The 21,900-nt window shown below is 71.2% G+C and carries 26 protein-coding genes; 16 read left to right on the plus strand and 10 right to left on the minus strand.

The features are described from left to right. Nucleotides 1-32: 32 nt before the first annotated feature. On the plus strand, nucleotides 33-818 hold the full coding sequence (locus tag ACIBW9_RS07375; RefSeq protein ID WP_398952205.1) for a cyclase family protein: 786 nt from the start codon (nucleotides 33-35) through the stop codon (nucleotides 816-818). After that, nucleotides 815-2,455, plus strand: coding sequence for a thiamine pyrophosphate-binding protein (locus ACIBW9_RS07380; protein WP_398952207.1), 1,641 nt, complete (start codon nucleotides 815-817; stop codon nucleotides 2,453-2,455). Before ACIBW9_RS07375 ends, ACIBW9_RS07380 begins: the two co-directional genes overlap by 4 nt. 52 nt (nucleotides 2,456-2,507) lie before the next feature. Here ACIBW9_RS07380 and ACIBW9_RS07385 read toward each other — a convergent pair whose 3' ends face one another. Next, entirely contained in the window at nucleotides 2,508-3,404 is an 897-nt protein-coding gene (locus ACIBW9_RS07385) for an aminoglycoside phosphotransferase family protein (protein ID WP_398952209.1), read from the minus strand. A 145-nt stretch (nucleotides 3,405-3,549) separates the two neighbouring features. On the opposite strand from ACIBW9_RS07385, the gene ACIBW9_RS07390 reads away from it, so the two are divergent. Beyond that, complete coding sequence (locus tag ACIBW9_RS07390; protein ID WP_398952211.1) at nucleotides 3,550-4,185, plus strand: PadR family transcriptional regulator; 636 nt, start codon at nucleotides 3,550-3,552, stop codon at nucleotides 4,183-4,185. 65 nt (nucleotides 4,186-4,250) lie between these two features. On the opposite strand, the gene ACIBW9_RS07395 is transcribed toward ACIBW9_RS07390, so the two are convergent. Further along, nucleotides 4,251-4,679, minus strand: coding sequence for an SRPBCC family protein (locus tag ACIBW9_RS07395; RefSeq protein ID WP_398952213.1), 429 nt, complete (start codon nucleotides 4,677-4,679; stop codon nucleotides 4,251-4,253). 116 nt (nucleotides 4,680-4,795) lie between these two features. Next, nucleotides 4,796-4,963: a hypothetical protein gene (locus ACIBW9_RS07400; RefSeq protein WP_398952215.1), complete on the minus strand. Its 168-nt coding sequence runs from the start codon at nucleotides 4,961-4,963 to the stop codon at nucleotides 4,796-4,798. Nucleotides 4,964-5,182: 219 nt separating this feature from the next. Here ACIBW9_RS07400 and ACIBW9_RS07405 point away from each other — a divergent pair, with 219 nt between their 5' ends. From ACIBW9_RS07405 to ACIBW9_RS07415, 3 genes are all read left to right on the plus strand, one after another. Continuing rightward, a complete protein-coding gene (locus ACIBW9_RS07405) occupies nucleotides 5,183-5,728 on the plus strand; it encodes a Clp protease N-terminal domain-containing protein (protein WP_398953925.1) in 546 nt (181 codons plus the stop codon). Between the two features lie 52 nt (nucleotides 5,729-5,780). Then, nucleotides 5,781-6,785, plus strand: a complete 1,005-nt coding sequence (locus ACIBW9_RS07410) for an EamA family transporter (RefSeq protein ID WP_398952217.1) — start codon at nucleotides 5,781-5,783, stop codon at nucleotides 6,783-6,785. A 164-nt stretch (nucleotides 6,786-6,949) separates the two neighbouring features. Then, nucleotides 6,950-7,897, plus strand: coding sequence for a DMT family transporter (locus ACIBW9_RS07415; RefSeq protein WP_398952219.1), 948 nt, complete (start codon nucleotides 6,950-6,952; stop codon nucleotides 7,895-7,897). Nucleotides 7,898-7,958: 61 nt separating this feature from the next. On the opposite strand, the gene ACIBW9_RS07420 is transcribed toward ACIBW9_RS07415, so the two are convergent. Further along, a complete protein-coding gene (locus ACIBW9_RS07420) occupies nucleotides 7,959-8,606 on the minus strand; it encodes an FMN-binding negative transcriptional regulator (protein ID WP_398952221.1) in 648 nt (215 codons plus the stop codon). Further along, complete coding sequence (locus ACIBW9_RS07425) at nucleotides 8,606-9,292, minus strand: pyridoxamine 5'-phosphate oxidase family protein (RefSeq protein WP_398952223.1); 687 nt, start codon at nucleotides 9,290-9,292, stop codon at nucleotides 8,606-8,608. The genes ACIBW9_RS07420 and ACIBW9_RS07425 overlap by 1 nt, the downstream gene beginning before the upstream one ends. A gap of 35 nt (nucleotides 9,293-9,327) precedes the next feature. Here ACIBW9_RS07425 and ACIBW9_RS07430 point away from each other — a divergent pair, with 35 nt between their 5' ends. Next, entirely contained in the window at nucleotides 9,328-10,659 is a 1,332-nt protein-coding gene (locus ACIBW9_RS07430; RefSeq protein ID WP_398952224.1) for an aminotransferase class I/II-fold pyridoxal phosphate-dependent enzyme, read from the plus strand. A gap of 34 nt (nucleotides 10,660-10,693) precedes the next feature. Here the strand turns inward: ACIBW9_RS07430 and ACIBW9_RS07435 are convergent, their stop codons facing one another. Next, complete coding sequence (locus ACIBW9_RS07435) at nucleotides 10,694-11,689, minus strand: DMT family transporter (protein ID WP_398952226.1); 996 nt, start codon at nucleotides 11,687-11,689, stop codon at nucleotides 10,694-10,696. 74 nt (nucleotides 11,690-11,763) lie between these two features. On the opposite strand from ACIBW9_RS07435, the gene ACIBW9_RS07440 reads away from it, so the two are divergent. After that, complete coding sequence (locus ACIBW9_RS07440) at nucleotides 11,764-12,666, plus strand: LysR family transcriptional regulator (protein ID WP_398952227.1); 903 nt, start codon at nucleotides 11,764-11,766, stop codon at nucleotides 12,664-12,666. On the opposite strand, the gene ACIBW9_RS07445 is transcribed toward ACIBW9_RS07440, so the two are convergent. Then, nucleotides 12,663-13,130 carry a pyridoxamine 5'-phosphate oxidase family protein gene (locus ACIBW9_RS07445; protein WP_398952229.1) on the minus strand — a complete coding sequence of 156 codons (468 nt, stop codon included), beginning with the start codon at nucleotides 13,128-13,130 and terminating at the stop codon, nucleotides 12,663-12,665. The two genes, ACIBW9_RS07440 and ACIBW9_RS07445, sit on opposite strands and share 4 nt — an antisense overlap. 157 nt (nucleotides 13,131-13,287) lie before the next feature. On the opposite strand from ACIBW9_RS07445, the gene ACIBW9_RS07450 reads away from it, so the two are divergent. After that, complete coding sequence (locus tag ACIBW9_RS07450; protein WP_398952231.1) at nucleotides 13,288-13,944, plus strand: cysteine hydrolase; 657 nt, start codon at nucleotides 13,288-13,290, stop codon at nucleotides 13,942-13,944. Here ACIBW9_RS07450 and ACIBW9_RS07455 read toward each other — a convergent pair. Further along, on the minus strand, nucleotides 13,931-14,428 hold the full coding sequence (locus tag ACIBW9_RS07455) for a Rieske (2Fe-2S) protein (protein ID WP_398952233.1): 498 nt from the start codon (nucleotides 14,426-14,428) through the stop codon (nucleotides 13,931-13,933). The two genes, ACIBW9_RS07450 and ACIBW9_RS07455, sit on opposite strands and share 14 nt — an antisense overlap. Before the next feature lie 155 nt (nucleotides 14,429-14,583). On the opposite strand from ACIBW9_RS07455, the gene ACIBW9_RS07460 reads away from it, so the two are divergent. From ACIBW9_RS07460 to ACIBW9_RS07490, 7 genes are all read left to right on the plus strand, one after another. After that, entirely contained in the window at nucleotides 14,584-15,348 is a 765-nt protein-coding gene (locus tag ACIBW9_RS07460; RefSeq protein ID WP_398952235.1) for a HipA family kinase, read from the plus strand. Further along, nucleotides 15,345-15,794: a DUF3037 domain-containing protein gene (locus ACIBW9_RS07465; protein WP_398952237.1), complete on the plus strand. Its 450-nt coding sequence runs from the start codon at nucleotides 15,345-15,347 to the stop codon at nucleotides 15,792-15,794. The genes ACIBW9_RS07460 and ACIBW9_RS07465 overlap by 4 nt, the downstream gene beginning before the upstream one ends. Before the next feature lie 157 nt (nucleotides 15,795-15,951). Beyond that, entirely contained in the window at nucleotides 15,952-16,713 is a 762-nt protein-coding gene (fabG, locus tag ACIBW9_RS07470; protein ID WP_344399191.1) for a 3-oxoacyl-ACP reductase FabG, read from the plus strand. 13 nt (nucleotides 16,714-16,726) lie between these two features. Continuing rightward, nucleotides 16,727-17,488 (plus strand): SDR family oxidoreductase, encoded by a 762-nt coding sequence (locus tag ACIBW9_RS07475; protein ID WP_398952239.1) that lies wholly within the window; start codon nucleotides 16,727-16,729, stop codon nucleotides 17,486-17,488. A gap of 212 nt (nucleotides 17,489-17,700) precedes the next feature. Continuing rightward, a complete protein-coding gene (locus ACIBW9_RS07480) occupies nucleotides 17,701-19,284 on the plus strand; it encodes an ABC transporter substrate-binding protein (protein WP_398952241.1) in 1,584 nt (527 codons plus the stop codon). A 104-nt stretch (nucleotides 19,285-19,388) separates the two neighbouring features. Next, nucleotides 19,389-20,072: a uracil-DNA glycosylase gene (ung, locus tag ACIBW9_RS07485; RefSeq protein ID WP_398952243.1), complete on the plus strand. Its 684-nt coding sequence runs from the start codon at nucleotides 19,389-19,391 to the stop codon at nucleotides 20,070-20,072. A gap of 122 nt (nucleotides 20,073-20,194) precedes the next feature. Further along, nucleotides 20,195-20,716 carry a hypothetical protein gene (locus ACIBW9_RS07490; protein WP_398952245.1) on the plus strand — a complete coding sequence of 174 codons (522 nt, stop codon included), beginning with the start codon at nucleotides 20,195-20,197 and terminating at the stop codon, nucleotides 20,714-20,716. Nucleotides 20,717-20,743: 27 nt separating this feature from the next. Here ACIBW9_RS07490 and ACIBW9_RS07495 read toward each other — a convergent pair whose 3' ends face one another. Beyond that, nucleotides 20,744-21,199 (minus strand): hypothetical protein, encoded by a 456-nt coding sequence (locus tag ACIBW9_RS07495; protein ID WP_398952247.1) that lies wholly within the window; start codon nucleotides 21,197-21,199, stop codon nucleotides 20,744-20,746. A gap of 112 nt (nucleotides 21,200-21,311) precedes the next feature. Then, on the minus strand, nucleotides 21,312-21,824 hold the full coding sequence (locus ACIBW9_RS07500) for a DinB family protein (RefSeq protein ID WP_398952249.1): 513 nt from the start codon (nucleotides 21,822-21,824) through the stop codon (nucleotides 21,312-21,314). Nucleotides 21,825-21,900: the final 76 nt, after the last annotated feature.

A 21,900-nucleotide genomic window follows, 5' to 3' on the forward strand; every position in this document is an offset into this window, starting at 1 on the left:
TTGACCGTCCAGCCCTTGCCCAGGAGGCCGTCATGCCACAGCCGTCCGTGCTCTCCGCCCTGCTCGCCGGGCTCCAGGGGGGATCGATCGAAGTCGTCGACCTCACCTCGCCGCTGTCGTCGACCACACCGGTGATCCAACTGCCGCCCCAGTTCGGCCAGACCCAGGTCTTCGAGCTGGAAGAGATCAGCAGGTACGACGACCGGGGACCGGCCTGGTACTGGAACAACTTCCGCAGCGGCGAACACACCGGCACCCACTTCGACGCACCCGTCCACTGGGTCACCGGGAAGGACCTCGCCGATGTCGCCTCGGTACCGGTGGGCCGGCTGATCGCCCCGGCGGTCGTACTCGACTTCTCCGAGCACGCCGCCAAGGACCCCGACTTCCTGGTCGAGGTGGACCACGTCAAGGCCTGGGAGGCCGACAACGGGCCCTTGCCTGAAGGGGGTTGGCTGCTGCTGCGCACCGGCTGGGACGCCCGCTCGCAGTCGCAGGAGGCGTTCCTCAACGCCGACGAGAACGGCCCGCACACCCCCGGCCTGTCCGCGGAGTGCGCCCGCTGGGTCGCCGAGGAGACCCCGGTGCTCGGCCTCGGCACGGAGACGGTGGGCACGGACGCGGGACGGGCGCACTCCTTCGATCCGGCCTTCCCCTGCCACTCCTACTTCCTGGGCGCCGACAAGTACGGGCTGACCCAGCTGCAGAACCTCGCCTCCCTGCCCCCGACCGGCGCCGTCGTCATCGCGGGACCACTGCCCATCGTCTCCGGCTCCGGATCGCCCGCACGCGTCCTCGCCCTGGTGGAGCGGTCGTGAAGGTCGCCGAAGCCGTCGGGCGGGCCCTGGTCGCGTCGGGGATCGACCAGGTCTTCGGCGTGGTCGGCTCGGGGAACTTCCATCTGACCAACGCCATGGTGGCGGCGGGCGCGCGGTTCGTCGCCGCACGGCACGAGGGCGGCGCGGCGACCATGGCCGACGCGTACGCGCGCACGAGCGGGACGGCCGCCGCGCTCAGTGTCCACCAGGGCCCCGGCCTGACCAACGCCCTGACCGGCATCACCGAGGCCGCCAAGAGCCGTACCCCGCTGCTGGTGCTGGCCGCCGAGGCGACCGCGCAGCGCTCCAACTTCCGTATCGACCAAGCGCTGTTGGCGCACTCCGTCGGAGCCGTCACCGCGCGCGTGACGACCGCGCACGACGCCGTCGAACAGGCCCGCGCGGCCCTCCAGCGGGCCCGGCACGAGCGACGCACGGTTCTGCTGAACCTGCCGCTGGAGGTGCAGTCCCTCGACGTGCCCGACGCGGCCCTCCTGGACGCCCACCCCATGCCCGTACGAGAACCGGTCGAGCCGTCCGAGTCCGGGGTGGCGGAGTTGGTGCGGGCCCTGGAAGGGGCCCGGCGGCCGGTCTTCGTCGCCGGCCGGGGCGCGCGCACCACCGGCAGCCGCGACGCGCTCCTCGCCCTGGCCGCCCGGTACGGCGCGCTCCTGGCGACCTCCGCGGTTGCCCGCGGCCTGTTCCACGCGAGCCCCTACTCGCTCGACGTCTCCGGCGGCTTCGCCTCGCCCCTCGCGGTCGAACTGATCCGGGGCGCCGACCTGATCGTCGGCTGGGGCTGCGCGCTGAACATGTGGACCATGCGGCACGGCAGTCTGATCGGCTCGGACGCGACCGTCGTCCAGGTCGACGACGATCCGGCGGCGCTCGGCGCGCACAGGGAGGTCACGCTGGGCGTCACCGGCGACGTGGAACGCACCGCCCGCCGGGCACTGGAGGCCGGCGGCGAGAGCCGCACCGGCTACCGCACGCCCGACGTCACCGAGGCCCTCGGCGCACGGCTCCGGTGGCGGGACGTGCCCTACGAGGACGAGGGCACCCGCGAGCGGATCGACCCGCGCACGCTGAGCATCGCGCTCGACGACATCCTCCCCGCCGAGCGGGTCGTCGGCGTCGACTCCGGCAACTTCATGGGCTACCCGAGCGCGTATCTCTCGGTGCCGGACCACCAGGGGTTCTGCTTCACCCAGGCCTTCCAGTCGATCGGCCTGGGCCTCGCGACCACGATCGGCGCGGCCCTCGCCCAACCGGGACGGCTCCCGGTGGCCGCTCTCGGCGACGGCGGCGCGCTGATGAGCGCGGTGGAACTCGACACCGTGCGCCGGCTCGGGCTGCCGATGGTGGTCGTCGTCCACAACGACGAGGCCTACGGAGCGGAGGTGCACCACTTCGGCCCCGACGGCTACCCGCTGGACACGGTCACCTTCCCGGAGACGGACATCGCCGCCGTGGCCCGCGGCTACGGCTTCGAGGCGGTCACCGTCCGCACGCCCGCCGACCTCAAGGCCGTACAGGACTGGGTCGCCGGACCGCGCTCGGCACCCCTGCTGATCGACGCCAAGGTGACCCGCGAGCACGGTTCCTGGTGGCTGGAGGAGGCGTTCCGCGGCCATTGAGCGCCGCATGGTCCCGGCCCTCACCCGGGCCGGGCCTACGACTGGGGCGTCATCACTCCATCGAGTCCAGAATGCGGTCGAGTGTCCGGCGCCCCAGTCTGCTCATCGCCGGATTGCTCTCGACGTAGTACCAGACCAGACCCACCGCCTGCTCGAACGCCCATGCCTTGCCGCGTTCCCACTCCAGGTCGTCGCAGCCCAGTGTCCGGCGCAGCACTTCCCGCGGGCCCGGCTGCAACAGGTGCCAGGCGCTGACGAGATCCAGCGCGGGGTCGGCAGGGCCGAAGCCGCCGGTGTCGAGTACGCCGCCGAGCCGGTCTCCCGCGACCAGTACGTTGCCGGGAATCAAGTCGCCATGGCTCATCACGTCCGCACCCGTGCGTGGCAACTCCCGGAAGTGGCTCCACAGCCGGCGCAGCCGGGGCACGTCGAGCAGCCCCTCACTCTCCTCGAAGCACTTCGCCATCCAGTCGTCGTGGTGGCTGAGAACGCCGCCGCGGTTGTCGCCGCTGAAGAGCCGGCCCTGCGTGTCGGCCTCCCGCAGGGCCGCGATGAAGAACGCGAGGTCCTCGGCGAAAGCGTCCGACCCGCTCGGGTCTGCATCGGAGGCGACCGTTCCCGGCAGCCAGGTCTGTACCGACCACGGCATGGGGTAACCCGCTCCCGGCTTTCCCAGGGCGACGGGGTGCGGGGCGGGGAACCGGGACACCCGAGCCAGCTCAGCGCTCGCCCGGGCTTCCTGTTCCAGAACCGCCGACGCCTCCGCGGCATCGGTCACCCGCAGGGGGAAACGCGCGGCCAGGTCGTTCCCGATGCGGAAGACGGCGTTGACCGTCCCGGTCGACGACAGGGGCCGGACCGCCTTGTCGCCCCACTGAGGGAACTGTTCGTGGATCAAGGTCGCGACGATCTCGGTGGTCACGTCCACTTGGTCGACATGCATGGCCATGACAGCACAGTCTTCACGCGCCAGGATCCAGGGCTCAACTGAGATTTGCGCCCACCAAGGTGTTTCGACGGGTCTTGCCATGCGAAGGGTTCCGATATATCGTTGAAGCATCGCGACAGATCAACGATGGAATGGAGTGATTGTGATGCGTTCCCATGGATACGAACGTGGACACGGTGGACCCGGCCCTCGCGGGCGGGGTGGTTTCGAGGGTCGGCGCGGTGCCTTCGGCCCCTTCGGGCCGGGTGGACCCGGCGGCGGTCCGGGCGGCTTCGGCTTCGGCGGACCCGGCTTCGGCCCTGGCCCCTGGGGGCCACGAGGGCGCGGCGGACCGAGGGGCAGGGCGCGGCGCGGTGACGTACGGGCATCGATCCTGGCCCTGCTGAAGGACCGGCCCATGCACGGTTACGAGATGATCCAGGAGATCGCCGAGCGCAGCGGCGGGGCGTGGAAGCCCAGCCCCGGTTCGGTGTACCCCACTCTCCAGCTGCTGGAGGACGAGGGCCTGATCACCAGCGCGAGCGAGGGTGGCAAGAAGCTCTTCTCGCTCACCGAGTCCGGCCGCGCCGCGGCCGACGAGGGCCCGGATGCGCCCTGGGAGGAGGCCTCCCGCGGTATCGACTTCGAGGCGCTCGGTGAGATCCGCCAGGCCGGCTTCGGTCTGATGGAGGCCTTCGGCCAGGTCTGGAAGACCGGCGACAAGGAGCAGCGTGAGAAGGCGCTGACGGTCATCAACGAAGCCCGCAAGAAGCTGTATCTGATCCTCGCCGACGAGGGCTGACAGTCCCTACGGCGACGAAGGCGTCCCGCGGAGCACTCCGCGGGGCGCCTTCCCGTGTCCGGCGGTCAGGACACCAGCCCGGCCAGCTTGCGCAGCGACTCGTTCAACGCCGCAGTCCCCGAGTCCTTCAGCCTGCCCGCCATCAAAGTGACCGCGGCGCCCGTGAACTCACCGTCGATACGGACCTTCGTGGCCTCGCCGTCGGGGGTCAGGGTGTAGCGCGTGGCCACGTTCACCGCCATCGGGCCCTTGCCCTCGATGGCGAACACCCGGGCCGGTTCCAGTTCCGAGATGGTCCACTCGACCTCGGCCGGGAACCCCATCAGCTTCATGTTCTCCTGGAAGGTCCCGCCCACTTCGAGCGCCGCCGGACCGCCCTGCGGGAAGCTGGTGTGGGTGGCGTTCCACTCGCCGTACGCGGGCCAGTCCATCAGCTGTGCCCACACCTTCTCGGCCGGCGCCTCGATCCGTGCCTCCGCGTTGATTTCGGGCATGCGACCACCTCTTCGTGTCGGGCTGTGGTGTCGCGGAACGTAGCCGCAGGGCCTGGAACATTCAATACTGATGAACCGTCAGAAAATGTGGGCGTTTCCGGTGCGCCCCCGAGCGGTCAGCCGACCCGGCGGATCACCGCGGCGTCGAAGAGATCCCAGGCGCGCGGGAGGGCGCTCTCGTCGTGGCAGTGCCAGGCGTCCCAGAACAGGTCGGCGGGCAGCGCGTCCTCCGGGGCGTCCACCCGGTACACGTACTGCTTGCCGTCGACGGCCGGCAGGGACACCAGCCAGCACCCGCACTCCACGCACTTCCTGGACGTGCGACGGGGCGCTGTGGTTGCACGCCGGGCGCATGGCAAGGCGGCGCGCGCCCCTGTCGGCAGAACGGCCAGATCTCATCCGTAAGGAGGAGATTCCTCACCGTCGGGTCCACTCTCTGTGGGACGCGAAAATGCTCCCCCTCGGGGATGACCGGAGGCGAGGAGATTGATGGGGTGGGGGTTGTGCAACCCCGTATCCCCCGGCAGTCGGTCGGCGAGCAGGCAGTCGGCCCCCGCGTGGACAACGATGCCAGGCTCAGCGCCGAACTGGCAGCGGTGGTCTCCGGTGCCCGCCGCCGTGCGGTGCGTGACGGGGACCGGCAGATCGACACGGCCCATCTGCTGCACTCGCTCCTGGAGCAGGACCCCGAGGTGCGGGCCGTCTTCGACGACGGGCCCGAGATCGCCCGGCTGCTCGGCTACCTGGTGCAGCGCAGCATCGGTTACGGCCTGCGCTGGCAGGGCTCCGTCGAGGACTCCGGCGCCGTACCTGTGGTCGCGGCGGCCGAGGGCTTCTCGCCGCTGGCCGCGGGCGCGATGGACCACGCCCGTGAATGTGCCGCCGCCCGCGGCGCCGAACCGGCCCGCGGCATCGACCTCCTCGCGGCGATCGTCGTCGACCCGCAGTCACGGGCCGTGGAGGTACTCGACCGAGCCGGCATCGCAACGGCCACCGTGCTCGCACGCATCGACAACCGGCTGGCGCGGCCGAGGTGGTCCAACCGCTGAGACAGGTGTCATCTGGTGTGACGCTCATGTCCTCGCCTGTCATCATGGGCCCGTGCACACCTCGGAAAGCAGCCAGGCCGGCCCCGGCAAACGTGTCGGACTCGGACTCGCCCTCGGCTCCGCGGTCGCCTTCGGAGGATCCGGGGTCGCGGCGAAGCCCCTGATCGAGGCGGGACTGGACCCGCTTCACGTGGTGTGGCTGCGGGTGGCGGGCGCTGCCTTGGTGATGCTGCCGGTCGCCGTGCGCCACCGCCCACTGCTGCGCCGCCGCCCGGCGCTGCTCGCCGGCTTCGGACTGCTCGCGGTGGCCGGTGTGCAGGCCTGCTACTTCGGGGCGCTCTCCCGGATACCCGTCGGCGTCGCACTGCTCATCGAGTACCTCGCGCCCGCCCTGATCCTGGGCTGGGTGCGGTTCGTGCAGCGGCGGCCGGTGACCCGCGCCGCCGTGTTCGGCGTGGTCCTCGCGGTCGGCGGGCTCGCCTGTGTGGTCGAGGTCTGGTCGGGTCTGAGCTTCGACGCCGTCGGCCTGGTGCTCGCGCTCGGCGCCGCCTGCTGTCAGGTCGGCTACTTCGTCCTGTCCGACCAGGACAGCGACGCCGGCGACGACGCGCCCGACCCGCTCGGCGTCATCGCCTACGGCCTGCTGATCGGCGCGCTCGTCCTGAGCGTCCTGGTCCGCCCCTGGACCATGCACTGGTCCGTGCTGACCGGCACCGTGCGGATGAACGGCACCCCGGTCGCCGCTGTCGCCCTGCTGGCCTGGATCGTCCTGATCTCCACCGTCCTCGCCTACGTCACCGGCGTGGTGTCCGTGCGCCTGCTCTCCCCGCAGGTGGCGGGCGTCGTGGCCTCTCTCGAAGCGGTCGTCGCCACGGTCCTGGCCTGGGTGCTGCTGGGCGAGCACCTGTCGGCACCGCAGATCGTCGGTGGTGTGGTCGTGCTGGTGGGCGCGTTCATCGCCCAGTCGTCGACGCCTGCGAAGAGGCCCCTGGCGGCCGGTGGCGAGGGGGCGCCCGTAAAGGCGGTTGTCCTCTCGCGAAAGCGCCGCCTAGGGTAGTGATCATGCATTCGAACGCACTCGTTCTTCCGCCTCCGGCCGCCTGAGGCGGGCCCTCCGGAGTCAACGCCCGGCCCGGTGCCGGGCTGAACGGTGCTGCCCGCAGAAGAAGTCCACGGCCCGGCCGATGCCGGGTCCCTTCCGAAACTTCTGCGGAGACCTTCGTGTCGTCGAATGCTGCTTCCGGCCTGCCCGTCGGGCGAGGCCTGTGCTATCTGATCGTCGCCGGTGCCGCCTGGGGCACCGCGGGCGCGACCGCCTCCCTGGTCTACCGGGCCAGTGACATGGGCAGTGCCGCGCTCTCCTTCTGGCGCTGCGCGGCCGGCCTCGTCCTGCTGCTCGTCGCCCGTCTGCTGCGTCCGCGCGGACGGGCCGCCGTATGCGAACCGCTTCGTCGCAGGGCGCTTCGGGCCGGTGTCTGCGGCGTCGGGCTCGCCGTGTTCCAGACCGCCTACTTCGCGGCCGTGTCCGCCACCGGCCTCGCCGTCGCCACCGTCGTCACGCTCGGCACCGGCCCGGTGCTCATCGCGCTGGGTGCCCGGCTGACGATGGGGGAGCGGCTGGGCCGCGGCGGTCTGACCGCCGTCGCCGGGGCCCTCGCGGGGCTGGGCGTGCTCGTCCTCGGTGGAGGCGGAGCGACCGTGCGCCTGTCGGGTGTGCTGTTCGCCCTGCTGTCCGCGGCCGGGTACAGCGCGCTGACGCTGTTCACACGCTGGTGGGGCAGGGGCGGTGAGGTCGACGCGTCCAGTACGTCGGTGGAGGCGTTCGCGGTCACCAGCCTCTGTCTGCTGCCGTTCGCCCTGGCCGAGGGGATCGTCCCGCACACGGCCCACCCCGCCCTGACGGTGTGGCTGCTGGCCTACCTCGCCACCGTCCCCACAGCTCTCGCCTACGGCCTCTACTTCGCGGGTGCGGCGGCCGTCCGGTCGGCCACCGTATCCGTGATCATGCTTCTGGAACCGGTCGGCGCGGCGGTCCTGGCGGTCGCGCTGCTCGGCGAGCGGCTCACTCCGGCCACCCTCGCGGGCACGCTGCTGATGCTGGGCTCGGTGGCCGGGCTGGCACTGGCGGAGGCACGCGGCACGGTGGCGGAGGATCCGGTGCCGGTGTGAGGCCGAGGGGGCGGGCCGGTAACCGGACCCCGCCCCCTTCCACGGTCGTCGAGCAGGCGCGTCACCGGGCCCCCGACCACACCCCTCGCCGCCGCAGCTGGTGCTCCCGGGCAGCCGCGTCGCGGGAGCCGCCCCGCGCGGCGAGCTCCGCCACCAGCCGGTCCTGGACCTGCTCCGGCTTGTGACTCGCGTACTTGAACTTCGCCCGTACGGAGACCACTTCGAGCCGCAGACCGCGGATGCCGGAGAGAAACCTGCCGTACGGCTCCTCGTCCACCGCCGCCGACGCGGAACCGCTCTCGGGCTGGAAGTGGCCGACCTGGCGGTTGAGCAGGGCGGCCTTCTCGGCCGGATCGTCCACGACATGGGCCGTGCAGCGGAGTTGGACCGCGGTGTAGAAACTCGTCGGGACGCCGTGCTCGGGCGGGGCGTCCGGTGGGGCCTGCCAGGGGCCGGGCACGTACACGTAGTCGTCGACCACGCTCAGCAGGACGTCCGGGTTCGCCTCCAGCGCCGGCCACAGGGGGTTGGGGCGGGCGAGGTGCGTGACGGCCTCGCCGCGCTCGGCGTCGTAGGCGAAGTGCAGCGGCTGCACGTGCGGCGGCTCTCCCGGCAGACCGTTGACGGCGAGTTGCCCGAAGTCGTGCGAGCCCAGCCACTGCTGCCACTCGGCGTCGTCACGAGCCGCGTCCCACGGGTGGATCAGCATCACGGCACCGCCAGGTACTCGGGGAGCGTGATGCCGGGGATCAGGTCGGCGTCCGGCACCGGGGTTTCGTACCCCTTCCGCAGCGGGACGACGCCGGCCCAGTGCGGCAGGGCCAGGTCCTCGGGCTCGTCGTTCACCCCGCCCGTGCGGAGCTTGGCGGAGACCTCGTTCAGGTCGAGGCGGATCACGGCGGTGGCGGCCAGCTCCTTCTTGTTCGCCGGCCGGGAGTCGGCCGCCCGGCCCGGTACGACGTGGTCGACCAGGGCGTCCAGGGCGGCCCGCTTCTCCTCGGGATCGGTCACGTCGTGCGCGATGCCGTGCACCACCACGGACCGGTAGTTGATCGAGTGGTGAAAGGCCGAGCGGGCCAGGATCAGGGCGTCCACATGCGTGACGGTCAGGCACACGGCGAGCCCCGGGTCGGCCTTGCCGGTCATGCGCAGTGGGCGCGAACCCGTCGAGCCGTGCACATACAGCCGGTCGCCGACCCGCCCGTAGAGCGTGGGGAGCACCACCGGTGCCCCGTCCCGCACGAAGCCCAGATGGCAGACGTAACCCTCGTCGAGTATCGCGTGCACCAGCTCCTTGTCGTACGAAGCCCGGTCCGCGGAGCGGGTGGGGACGGTGCGGTCGGTCGGCGTGTAGGCGGCGGGGTGCGACGTCGGCTGCTGCTGGGTCCCCTGCATTGCGCTCTCCATTGCACTAGTGCAAAATAAGTTTTGTGCTAGAAGGATATCGGATCGAAGGGCGACGCGCAGCGGAGATTGCGGCGAGCGTCGAGCGAACGGTGGGGTCCGGCGAGCTGGAGCCGGGGCAACTTCTGCCTCCCATGCGGGAGTTGGCGGCCGAGCTGGGCGTGAACGCGAACACGGTCGCGTCCGCGTACCGGATCCTGCGGGAGCGTGGGGTCATCGAGACGTCCGGGCGGCGCGGCAGCAGGGTGCGGCCCAAGCCCGCCACCACGGGACGCGACCACGTCCGGATGGATGTGCCCGCCGGTGTGCGGGACGTGGCGAACGGCAACCCCGACCCGGTGCTGCTGCCCTCGCTGGCGAAGGTGTTCGCGGCCGTGGGCGAGCGGGGCGACCGCGAGCCCGTGCTGTACGGACACGACCTGGTCGAACCGGAGCTGGAGCGGATCGCGCGCGCGGACCTGGACGCCGACGGGGTGCCGGAGGGACCGCTGACGGTCGCCTCCGGCTCCCTGGACGCCATCGAGCGCGTGCTCGCGGCGCATCTCAAACCGGGCGACACCGTCGCCGTGGAGGACCCCGGCTGGGGCAGTCTGCTCGACCTCGTCCCGGCGCTCGGCCTGCGCACGGCCCCGGTGGGAGTCGACGACGAGGGTCCACTCCCCGATGACGTGCAACGGGCCCTGAGGGCCGGCGCCCGCGCCCTGATCGTCACCGACCGCGCCCAGAACCCGACCGGCGCCGCGGTGACCGCCACGCGCGCGCGTGCCCTGCGCGCCGTGCTCCGCGACCACCCGGAGATCCTCCTCGTCGAGGACGACCACGGCCACGGCATCGTCGACCTCCCGCTGCACCCCCTGGCCGGCCACACCCGGCACTGGGCCTTCGTGCGCTCGGTCGCCAAGGCGTACGGCCCCGACCTGCGCCTCGCCGTCCTCACCGGCGACACCACCACGGTCGACCGGGTGAGCGGCCGGCACAGCCTCGGCCCCGGCTGGGTCAGCCACCTCATCCAGCGGGCGGTGGTACGGCTGTGGGCCGACGAAGCGCTGGACACCCGCGCGGTCGCGGCGGCCTACCGCACCCGCCGCGACCTCCTGATCGACGCCCTCGCCCGACGCGGCGTCGAGGCCCACGGCCGCACCGGCCTGAACGTCTGGATCCCCGTCCCCGACGAAACCACCGCGGTGGCCGCCCTCCTCCACGCCGGCTGGGCGGTCGCCCCGGGCGCCCGCTTCCGCATGAGCGCCCCACCGGGCATCCGCGTCACGGTCGCGACCCTGGCGCCGGAGGAGGTCAACCTCCTGGCGGACGCGATCGCCAGGGCCCTGGGCCCCTCGCCGACCCGAAGCTACGTCTAGGCGGGGGCGCGCCCTTCAGGGGCGCGGGGCTGTATCAATGTGCGGCTCCGCCGCGTGGGCGCGACCAGCCACCGACGGCCCGCACCCGCACACCCTCCTCAACCTCCTTCCCATGAGGCGCACCTGAACCCCCACGAGTCCGCGCCTGCGTGAGTGCAGCCCCCGCCAGAACAATCACCGCCCCCACGGGAGTGGACCACCGCAACGACTCCCCGAGAACAACAACCCCCGCAGCCGTGGCGATCACCGGAATGAAGTACGTGACCATCTGGGCCGTGGTGGGCCCGACTTCGGCCACCAGTCCGTACTGGATGAGGATCGCCAGCCCCGTCCCCAGCACCCCCAACGCGGCGACGGCAATCAGCGGCACCAGCGGAAACCGCGCCGGAAGCGAGGTGAACAGCGGCGTGACGACACCCAGTTGCACCGCGGCCAGCAGCAACTGAGCCCCCGTCATGGACAGATGGGAGTGGCCCGCCCCGGCCAGGGTACGGCGGACGTAGATCCAGCCGACGGGGTAGCTGAGCGAGGCCAGCAGCGCCATCGCCGTGCCGGTGGCGTCCAGCCCGTGGAAGCCCTGCCAGGCACCGAGGACCGTCAGAACGCCCAGGAAACCGAGGCCGAGCCCCGCCACCCGCACGCGGGTCGGCCGGTCCTCGGACAGCGCGACCAGGGAGAGCACCATGCCCCACAGCGGTGAGGTGGCGTTGCAGATGCCGGCCAGGGTGGACGGGATGGTCAGCTCCGAGTACGCGAACAGGGAGAAGGGCAGCGCATTGAGCAGGAACGCGGCCACCGCCAGATGCCCCCAGGTGCGTGCCCCGCGCGGCAGACGCTCCCGCTTCACCGCCATGGCTGCCGCGAGCACTGTCGTACCGAACACCAGCCGTCCGAGCGTGACCTGGAAGGGGGCGTAACCCTCGGTGCCCACCTTGATGAGCAGAAAGCTGAATCCCCAGATCAGCGAGAGGGCGCCGAAGCGCAGACGCCAGTCGAGGGCCGGGCGGCTGTGGGGTGCGGTGAGGCTCATGGGCGCAACGATGATGCACGCCATCTCGTAGCACAATCGAGAATTTGCATGCGGTACCTCGTAGCATTGCTTACATGTTGAATCTGGAGCGTCTGCGCACCCTCGACGCCCTCGCCCGGCATGGCTCCGTCAGCGGTGCCGCCGAGGGGCTGCATGTCACGACCTCGGCCGTCTCCCAGCAACTGGCCAAGCTGGAGCGGGAGGTCGGGCAGCCGCTGCTGGCCAAGAACGGGCGGGGCGTGCGGCTCACGGACGCGGGCCGGCTGCTCGCCGAGCACGCGGCCCGCATCCTGTCGCAGGTCGAGCTCGCCCAGTCCGACCTGGAGGCGCACCGCGGGGAGGCGGTGGGGGAGCTGCGGCTGGCGGCGTTCCCGACCGCCGCACGGGGTCTGTTCCCGACCGCGCTGTCCCAGCTGCGCAAGGCGCATCCCGGACTGCGCGTCACCTCGCGGGAGACGGAGCCCGAACCCGCCGTCCTCGCCGTGATGCGCGGCGACTTCGACGTCGCCGTCGTCCTGGACTGGTACAACAGACCGCTGCCCATGCCCGACGGGCTGGTCAAGGCCGTCATCCTCGACGACACCGCGGACATCGCGATGCCCGTCGACCACCCTTGCGCGGACCGCACCGAGGTGGACCTGGAGGACTTCGCCGACGACGAGTGGATCACCTGGGGTGAGAACGAGTTCTGCCACGAGTGGCTGATCCACACCCTGCGCTCCAAGGGCATCGAGCCGCGCGTCGCCCACCGCGCCGAGGAGCACCCCACTCAACTCGCGCTGGCCGCTGCGGGTTTGGGGGTGTGCGTGGCACCGAGGCTGGGGCGCGGACCGCTTCCGGAGGGGGTGCGGGCCGTCCCCGTGCGGCAGTCGGTGCGGCGCCAGGTCTACGCCGTCTGGCGTGCGGACGCCGACCGCCGCCCGTCGATCCGGGCGGCGGTGGAGGCGCTTCAGGACGCAGGGCGCGAGGTGGCCTAGGCCGGACCCAGCTTGCGGAAGTCCCAGGACACGATCTTCTCCGGGGTCAACCGCACCCAGGCGTGCCGGCCGTCGTGCGGCATCTCCTCCAGGTTGAAGTTCTTGCGCGCGAACAGGGTCTCCGGGACGTCGAGTTCGGCGCACAGTTCCCCGATGCGGGGGAACTCGCCCACGAACTCCACCGTTCCGGACAGCTCGACGCCGCGCAGCTCGTCGTACTCCTCGCCGGTGTCGACCACGATCGCGACCCGCGGATCGCGCCGCAGATCGGTCCAGCGCTTGCTGCGCACGACGGAGTACAGCCACATCGAGGTGCCGTCCCAGGCGAACCACAACGTGCTGACGTGCGGCGCTCCACCCGCGGACACCGTGGCGACCCGGCAGGTGCGCTGGGTGACGAGGAACTCGTCCAGCTCACCGGGCGTCATCATGATCTTCCGGCCCCGACGCTGAGTGACGGTCATGCGGCCCCCTCTTCTCTCACGTCGTGTCAGAGGAACTCCAGTGATCCTCTGACATCACGTCAGAAAAGGACGGTCTGAAAAGGATGGGACGTCTTCCGCCCGTACGCAATGGCCGTTACGCTCGCCCGCTCCGGACCGCCGCCGACCAGGGGGAACCGTGCCGTCGTACGAACAGCTCAGCGAACTCCTCGACCCGGCGACCACCGTGCTGCTGACCGTCGAGTGCCAGCAGGGGGTCGTCGGCCCGGACGGCGCGCTGCCCCAACTCGCCCGCGAAGCACGCTCCTCGGGGACCCTCGCCAACGTCGCCCGGCTGGTGGCGGCCGCGCACGAGAGCGGGATCCAGGTCGTCCACGCCATCGCCGAGCGCCGCCCCGACGGCCGCGGGGCGAGCCGCAACGCCCGCCTCTTCCGCGCCGCCGAACGCCTTCCCGTGCAGCAGCTGTCCGGTACGAAGGCGGTGCGCGTCGCCGCCCCGATCGAGGTCACCGAGGCGGACCTGATCGTACGACGGCTCCACGGACTGTCCCCGGTCCAGGGCACCGACGTCGACGCGCTGCTGCGCAACCTGGGCTGCCGCACCCTGGTCGTGACCGGGGTCTCGGCCAATGTGGCGATCCCGAACGCCGTGTTCGACGCGGTGAACCGCGGCTACACCGCCGTCGTGCCGTCCGACGCCATCGCGGGAGTGCCCTCGGAGTACACCTCCGCGATGATCCGCCACACCCTCGCACTGGTCGCCACGGTCGTGACCACCGACGAGGTCCTGGGCTGCTTCAAGCGGCCCCCGCGCAGGCGGATCACGCCAGCGTGATCGAGTCCCCGCTCACGGTGATCTTCTCGGCGGGCAGCGGCTGGGTCGCGGGACCCTTCTTCACACTGCCGTCGGTCACGGAGAACTCGCTCTTGTGGCACGGACAGATGATCACGCCGTTGGAGATCTCGGACACCGCGCAGCCCTGGTGCGTGCACTTCGACGAGAACGCCTTGTACGTGCCGGCCGTCGGCTGGGTGACCACCACGCCCTGCTCCTTGAAGATCTTGCCGCCGCCCGCCGGGATGTCAGCCGTCTTGGCCAGCGCGGTGCCGCCGCCGGAGCCGGACGAGGCGCTGCTGCTCGCGCCGGAGCCACCGCCGCTCGCGTCGGCGCCCGCCTCGGTGTTGGAGGACGAGGAGTCCGAGGACCCGTTGTCCGATCCGCACGCGGTCAGCGCGACGGCGAGCCCCGTCGCGCCCACCGCCGCCACGACGGTACGGCGGCCGGGTGCCGGAACGGGATGGAGCGGTTCGCTGGTCATGCTGACGTTCCCTTCCATGCAGGCTTCGAAGATCTGTCCAGGGGTACGGTCGCCGAGCAAGGGTTGTTCAGACGACGTCGAGAGCTTGACGGGTTCGGGATCAGGGGGCGGTAAGCCAGAGCTGTCGTTTCGCTGTCGGCCAGTAACCTGGGGCGATGCTCAAGGAAGTGATCGCGACCCGCTACATCACGCCCCTGCGGGAGGGCGGATCGCTGCCCGCACTCGTCGAGGCCGACGACTTCGGGACCTACGTCCTGAAGTTCACCGGCGCGGGACAGGGCCGCAAGACCCTGGTCGCCGAGGTCGTCTGCGGCGAACTCGCCCGCCGACTCGGCCTGCGGGTACCGCGGCTCGTGACGGTCGACCTGGACCCGGTGCTGGGACTCGGCGAACCCGAGCAGCAGGTGCAGGACCTGCTGCGGTCCAGCGGCGGCACCAACCTCGGGATGGACTTCCTCTCCGGCGCCCTCGGCTTCGACCCGCTCGCCTTCACGGTGAGCCGCGAAGAGGCCGGCCGGATCGTCTGGTTCGACGCCCTGGTCAACAACGTCGACCGCTCCTGGCGCAACCCCAACCTGCTGATGTGGCACGGCGATCCGTGGCTCATCGACCACGGGGCCACCATGATCTGGCACCACAACTGGCCGGGCGCCGATGCCTCCGCGGGCCGTTCCTACGACGCCTCGGACCACGCCCTCGCCCGCTTCGCCCCCGATCTCGCGGGCGCCGCCGCCGAGTTGGCGCCCCGCGTCACCGAGGAACTCCTCGCCGAGGTCACCGCCGAGATCCCGGACGTCTGGCTGGCCGGTGAACCCGGCTTCGACACCCCGGACGACCTCCGGCGGGCCTACGCGCGGCCGTTGCTGGCCCGGGCCGCCGTCGTCCACGAGCGCGTCACCGGAATCGAGGGGGGCAAGTGAGCGAGCGCCACATCCACATGGCCGGCTCGGTGGTCGAGCGGCACATCATCCGCGGCGGCCAGGGCGGCGGCCGGGACGTCTTCGAGTACGCGCTGCTGCGCGTCGTACCGCGGGTGGAGCGCGGCGAGTGCATCAACGCCGGAGTGCTCGTCTACTGCCGCGCCAAGGCCTACGTCGGCGCCCGCACCCACCTCGACGAGGCGCGGCTCCTGGCCCTGGACCCGCGGGCGGACGTGGCCGGCATCCGGGCCGCCCTCGGGGCCGTCGAGCGGGTGTGCGGCGGCGGGGAGGCGGCCGGCCAGGCCGCGGGCGACGACGCCGGACGGCGCTTCAGATGGCTGATTGCGCCGCGTTCCACGGTCCTCCAGCCCGGGCCGGTGCACACTGGGCTCACCGCCGATCCGGCGGCCGAGACGGAGCGCCTGCTCGAGCTGCTGGTGAGGTAATGGATCACACCCGCGCCGCGTGCCGTTGACACCGAGTGCCAGGCCTTCTAGCGTCACGTCTGCCGAAGGTACTAAGCGGTCGCTCACCGAGCGGGCGCACTGACGACGGACGTACTTTCAAGCGGGCGTACTTTCTCGAGGGCGAGGAGAAGCAGCAATGTCCACCACTGAGCAGCGGGTCGCTGTGGTCACCGGCGGAGCGCGCGGCATCGGCGCCGCCACCGCCGTACGACTGGCCGCCGAGGGCCGCGCGGTCGCCGTGATCGACCTCGACGAGGCCGCCTGCAAGGACACCGTGGAGAAGATCACCGCGGCGGGCGGCAAGGCCCTCGCGGTCGGCGCGGACGTCTCCGACGAGGCGCAGGTCGAGGCCGCGATCGCGCGGGTCGTGGAGGAGCTGGGCGCGCCGACGATCCTCGTCAACAACGCGGGCGTGCTGCGCGACAACCTGCTGTTCAAGATGAGCGTCTCCGACTGGGACACCGTCATGAACGTCCATCTGCGCGGCGCCTTCCTGATGTCGAAGGCCGTCCAGAAGCACATGGTGGACGCGGGCTTCGGCCGGATCGTCAACCTGTCCTCGTCCTCGGCGCTCGGCAACCGCGGCCAGGTGAACTACTCCGCTGCCAAGGCCGGCCTGCAGGGCTTCACCAAGACCCTCGCCAAGGAGCTCGGCAAGTTCGGCATCACCGCCAACGCCGTCGCCCCCGGCTTCATCGCCACCGACATGACCGCCGCCACCGCCGCGCGCGTGGGCATGGGCTTCGAGGACTTCAAGGCCGCTGCCGCCACCCAGATCCCCGTGGCCCGGGTCGGCGAGCCGGACGACATCGCCAACGCCATCGCCTTCTTCACGGGCGAGGCGGCCGGTTTCGTCTCCGGCCAGGTGCTGTACGTCGCCGGCGGACCGCTCGACTAGGAGATCACGCACCATGACTGAACTGCCCGCCCTCTCCGGCAAGGTCGCCCTCGTCACGGGCGCCAGCCGAGGCATCGGCTACGGCGTCGCCGAGGCGCTCGTCGCCCGTGGTGACCGCGTCGCCATCACCGGCCGCAACGAGGACGCCCTCAAGGAGGCCGTCGACAAGCTGGGCGCCGAGCGCGTCATCGGCATCGCCGGCAAGGCGCACGACCTGGAGCACCAGTCCGAGGCCGTCGAGCGCACGATGGAGGCCTTCGGCCGCGTCGACTACCTGGTGAACAACGCCGGCACCAACCCGGTGTTCGGCCCCATCGCCGACCTCGACCTGGACGTGGCCCGCAAGGTCTTCGAGACCAACGTGATCTCCGCGCTCGGTTTCGCGCAGAAGACCTGGCACGCCTGGCAGAAGGACAACGGCGGCGCGATCGTCAACATCGCCTCCGTCGCGGGCCTCGCGCCCTCGCCCTTCATCGCCGCGTACGGCGTCAGCAAGGCCGCGCTGATCAACCTGACCCAGCAGCTGGCGCACGAGTTCGCGCCCAAGGTGCGGGTCAACGCGATCGCCCCGGCCGTGGTGAAGACCCAGTTCGCCAAGGCCCTGTACGAGGGCCGGGAGGCGGAGGCGGCCGCGGCCTACCCGCTGGCCCGGCTCGGCGTGCCCTCCGACATCGGCGGCGCCGCCGCGTTCCTCACCTCCGAGCAGTCCGCCTGGGTCACCGGGCAGACGCTCGTCGTCGACGGCGGCATCTTCCTCAACGCCGGCGTCGCCTGAGGCAAGCGGTTGCATTCGTAACGATCGGGCGCACAAGGGCGCCGTTTCCTTGACGGAAACGGCGCCCTTGTCGTCGCACAGGAGAGGTACGGCGGAATGACAACGTCGTCATAAAGAAGCTGATCAAGGCCCTTGTACCGACCGGGTTCAACCCTCGTGACACTGCGGTATGGTCTGCCGACCCTTGGTACGGCAGATCGAGGAGCGAGCGCGTGTTCAACCGGAACCGAGGCCTGTGGCAGGCGGCGGCCATCGCGTCCATATCGTCGCTGGTGGCGGGATGCGGAGTCCTCTCGGCGGACTCCTCCGACGGCAAGGGCCCCATCGTGGTCGGGACGACCAGCGCGCCCAGCACACTGGATCCCGCCGCCTCCTGGGACCAGTCCTGGGAACTGTTCCGCAACATTTACCAGACGCTGCTCAGCTACCCCTCCGGAGCGACCACCCCGCAGCCGGACGCGGCGGACAGCTGCCGCTTCTCCGACAGCTCGAACACGACGTACACCTGTGAGCTGCGCGAGGGCCTGAAGTTCTCCAACGGGCACTCGCTCGACGCCAAGGCCGTCAAGTACTCCATCGACCGGATCCTGAAGATCAACGTCAACGGCGGGCCCGCCGGACTGCTCGGCAGCCTCGCCCGGGTGCAGGCGCTGGGCGACCGGGAGATCGTCTTCCACCTCAACAAGCCCGACGCCACCTTCCCGTTCGTGCTCGCCACCCCCGCCATGTCGATCGTCGACCCCGCGGAGTACCCCGAGAGATCCCTGCGCAAGGGCGACAGCATCGACGGCTCCGGGCCGTACACCCTCCAGTCGTACCAGGACGGCAAGAAGGCCGAGCTCGTCAGGAACGACACCTACAAGGGCTACGCCGAGCGCAAGAACGACGCGGTGACCATCCGCTACTTCCAGGACTCGTCCACCATGGTCACCGCGCTGAAGGACAAGCAGCTCGACGTCGCCTTCCGCGGCCTCAACTCGAACGACATCGTCGACCTGCAACGTCATGACGCGAGCGGGAGCCTCCAGCTCATCGAGGGCTCCGGCATCGAGATCAACTACCTGGTGTTCAACCCGAAGGACCCCTGGGCGGGCAAGCTCGCCGTCCGCAAGGCGATCGCCCAGCTCGTGGACCGCGGCGCGATCGCGCACAAGGTCTACAAGGACACCGTCGAGCCGCTGTACTCCATGATCCCCAAGGGCCTGACCGGGCACACCACCGACTTCTTCGACGACTTCGGCAGCCCCAGCACCTCCAAGGCCCGCAAGATCCTCGCCGACGCCGGTATCACGCAGCGCGTCCCGCTCACGCTCTGGTACACCACCGACCGCTACGGCTCCTCCACCAAGCTGGAGTTCGCGGAGATCAAGCAGCAGCTGGAGGACTCCGGCCTGTTCACGATCACCCTGAAGAGCCGCCCCTGGAACACCTATGTGAAGGGCTACCAGAACGGCGAGTACCCGGTGTTCGGGCGCGGCTGGTTCCCCGACTTCCCGGACCCCGACAACTTCATCGCGCCGTTCGTCGGCAACCAGAACGCGCTCGGCACGCCCTATCCGGCGCCCGAGATCACCGGGAAGCTGCTGCCCCGCTCCCGCAGCGAGAGCGACCGCGCGAACGTGGTCTCCGACTTCGAGCAGGCCCAGCAGATCCTGGTCCGCGACGCGCGGCTGCTGCCGCTGTGGCAGGGCAAGCAGTACGTGGCCGCGAGCGAGGACATCTCCGGGGCGGAGCAGGCGCTGGACCCGTCGACGATCATGCTGATGGGGGAGCTGTCCCGAAAGACCAGCTGGTAGGCGGTGGCTTTCGGGGAGCGCGGGGCCGTTGTCAGTGGTCGCCTGTAGGTTCTGATCCTGGAAGCGACCGCACCCGGTTTACCGCACATCGTAAGGAAGTTGACGTGACCGACATCGCCATGCTGCCCGAGTCCTGGCGCGGGGTCCTGGGCGACGAACTGCAGCAGCCCTACTTCAAGGAGCTCACGGAGTTCGTCGAGGAGGAGCGGGCGAAGGGTCCCGTGTACCCGCCGCGCGAGGAGGTCTTCGCCGCGCTGGACGCCACACCGTACGACCAGGTGAAGGTCCTGATCCTCGGCCAGGACCCGTACCACGGCGAAGGACAGGGCCACGGCCTGTGCTTCTCGGTCCGTCCGGGCGTCAGAACCCCGCCGTCGCTGCGCAACATCTACAAGGAGATGAAGGAGGAGCTCGGCCTGCCGGTCCCGGACAACGGCTATCTGATGCCCTGGGCCCAGCAGGGCGTGCTGCTGCTCAACGCGGTGCTCACGGTGCGCGGCGGCGAGGCCAACTCGCACAAGGGCCGCGGCTGGGAGAGGTTCACCGACGCCGTGATCCGTGCAGTGGCCGACCGGCCCGACCCGGCGGTCTTCGTGCTGTGGGGCAACTACGCGCAGAAGAAGCTCCCGCTGATCGACGAGACCCGGCACGTGGTGGTCAAGGGCGCCCACCCCTCCCCGCTGTCGGCGAAGAAGTTCTTCGGCTCCCGCCCCTTCACGCAGATCAACGAGGCCGTGGCCCTCCAGGGGCACCAGCCCATCGACTGGGCCATCCCGAATCTGGGCTGACCACCCCGCCGGGCCGGTTCCGCACCGAATCGGCCCGGTGCCGCCTGACCGGGATTGCCGCGGGCGGCGATTAGCGTCGGTCGGGACAGCCGACCAGCCGGCGAGTGTGTGCGGAGGACGCGGTGGCCAACGGACAGGAGCAGGCGGCGCCGGACGCCGTGATGACGCGGATCGGGCAGGTCGTCATGCTGCATCACGCGGGCGACCGCGAGGAGGCCCGGCACCGCTTCCTCCAGCTGTGGGCGGAGATCGGCGAGCACGGCGACGCGCTGCACCGCTGCACGCTGGCCCACTACATGGCCGACACCCAGGACGACCCCGCGGACGAACTGGCATGGGACCTTCGGGCCTTGACCGCGGCCGAGGAACTCACGGACGACCGCCTCGCGGAACACGAGGGAACCCTGGCGGTGCGCGCCCTCTACCCCTCGCTGCATCTGAACCTGGCGGCCGACTATGTGAAGCTCGACCGCAGCGGCGCCGCCCGCACCCATCTGCGCCAGGCCCGCAGCGCGGCCGAGGCGCTGGCGGACGACAGCTACGGGGACGGGGTGCGGGCGGCGATCGGGCGGCTGGAGCTGCGACTGGGGGAGCGGGGCCCGGACGGCGACGGCCGGTGGGGGCCGCCACGGCAGCGGCCGTAGAGCGTGTCCGCGGCGGCTACGGCCGCCTCAACGCCCGTACGCCTGTCTGCAGATGACCGCCTCCGGGCTGTCGGGCCGCCAGCCCCCGTACGTCCGGCCGAGGGCGCACACGTCCGTCTGCTTCGGGAGCGGCCTGGGCACGTCGGGGATCTCGACGCGCGGCCGCCCGTGGTGCCCGGGCTCCGGGTGCGGCGGCCCGGGACGGGGCCGCGGGTGCGGGTGAGGCGGCTGCGCGGCCGGCCGCTCCTGCCGCTCGGGAGCCTTGCGCTCCGGCCGCCCGGACGGAGCGGTCCGCTCCAGCGCCTCACGGGCCGGCGCCTCCACGATCTGCGGAGTCCCCTGGTCGTCCGGGTACGGCGCCGACGGCGGGGACGCTGCGGGCGGCGGGCCGGACACGGGCGGGCGCTCGATCGTCACACAGCCGGCGAGGGCCGAGACGGCCACGGTGACCAGGAGCGTTGCGGTGGTCGTCGTTCGATGCACCCGCGCAACGATGTCGGGTCGGGCGGCCCCGGGGGCGGCGTCCGGGCGAAGGATGCCCCGCGCGGGTGATCTCCCGCCCCGTACGGGGGCCGGGGGCGCGCTCCGGGTGACGTCAGTCGCCCGTGCTGCCGTCGAGGCGTTCGCGGAGCAGGTCGGCATGGCCGTTGTGCCGGGCGTACTCCTCGATCATGTGGGTGTGGATCCAGCGCAGGTTGAAGCGCTCGCCGGTGCGCCGGTGCCTGCCCTTGGAGATGTCGTCCAGGGCGAAGCGGGCCGCGTTGCGCCGGGCGGCCTCGATCTCGGCCTGCCAGGTGGCGTAGGCCTCCGCCCAGGTGTCGGCCTCGGTGAGATGGAAGTCGCCGTCCGGGTCCTCGTCGGTGAAGTAGATCGGGCCCGCGTCCTCGTCCGCGAGGACCCGTCGGTACCAGGAGCGCTCCACCTCGGCCATGTGCCGCACCAGCCCCATCAGGGACAGTGCGGAGGGCTCCACGGCGGCCGTCTTCAGCTGCTCGTCGGTCAGGCCCTCGCACTTCCAGGCCAGAGTCTGGCGGTGGTAGTCCAGCCAGCCGTCCAGCATGGTGCGTTCGTCGGCGGTGGTCGGGGGTTCGCGGCGCTCGGTCGTCATGACCGCATCCTTTCCCCACGGCAACCGAACACACCACGGGTTTTCGGCGGCCCGGTCGTGCCGCGGACGGGATCAC

Origin of the sequence: Streptomyces sp. NPDC049541 (genome assembly GCF_044465725.1) — a bacterium.
GTDB lineage: Bacteria > Actinomycetota > Actinomycetes > Streptomycetales > Streptomycetaceae > Streptomyces.

Bases quoted from the DNA above. Each gene is read 5' to 3' on its own strand.
- ACIBW9_RS07435 (WP_398952226.1), bottom strand. From the start codon at position 11,689: ATGAGCCTCACCGCACCCCACAGCCGCCCGGCCCTCGACTGGCGTCTG.
- ACIBW9_RS07500 (WP_398952249.1), bottom strand. From the start codon at position 21,824: ATGACGACCGAGCGCCGCGAACCCCCGACCACCGCCGACGAACGCACC.
- ACIBW9_RS07445 (WP_398952229.1), bottom strand. From the start codon at position 13,130: ATGACCGTCACTCAGCGTCGGGGCCGGAAGATCATGATGACGCCCGGT.
- ACIBW9_RS07440 (WP_398952227.1), top strand. From the start codon at position 11,764: ATGTTGAATCTGGAGCGTCTGCGCACCCTCGACGCCCTCGCCCGGCAT.
- ACIBW9_RS07385 (WP_398952209.1), bottom strand. From the start codon at position 3,404: ATGGCCATGCATGTCGACCAAGTGGACGTGACCACCGAGATCGTCGCG.
- ACIBW9_RS07460 (WP_398952235.1), top strand. From the start codon at position 14,584: ATGCTCAAGGAAGTGATCGCGACCCGCTACATCACGCCCCTGCGGGAG.
- ACIBW9_RS07420 (WP_398952221.1), bottom strand. From the start codon at position 8,606: ATGCTGATCCACCCGTGGGACGCGGCTCGTGACGACGCCGAGTGGCAG.
- fabG (WP_344399191.1), top strand. From the start codon at position 15,952: ATGTCCACCACTGAGCAGCGGGTCGCTGTGGTCACCGGCGGAGCGCGC.
- ACIBW9_RS07425 (WP_398952223.1), bottom strand. From the start codon at position 9,292: ATGCAGGGGACCCAGCAGCAGCCGACGTCGCACCCCGCCGCCTACACG.
- ACIBW9_RS07395 (WP_398952213.1), bottom strand. From the start codon at position 4,679: ATGCCCGAAATCAACGCGGAGGCACGGATCGAGGCGCCGGCCGAGAAG.
- ACIBW9_RS07390 (WP_398952211.1), top strand. From the start codon at position 3,550: ATGCGTTCCCATGGATACGAACGTGGACACGGTGGACCCGGCCCTCGC.
- ACIBW9_RS07475 (WP_398952239.1), top strand. From the start codon at position 16,727: ATGACTGAACTGCCCGCCCTCTCCGGCAAGGTCGCCCTCGTCACGGGC.
- ACIBW9_RS07375 (WP_398952205.1), top strand. From the start codon at position 33: ATGCCACAGCCGTCCGTGCTCTCCGCCCTGCTCGCCGGGCTCCAGGGG.
- ACIBW9_RS07455 (WP_398952233.1), bottom strand. From the start codon at position 14,428: ATGACCAGCGAACCGCTCCATCCCGTTCCGGCACCCGGCCGCCGTACC.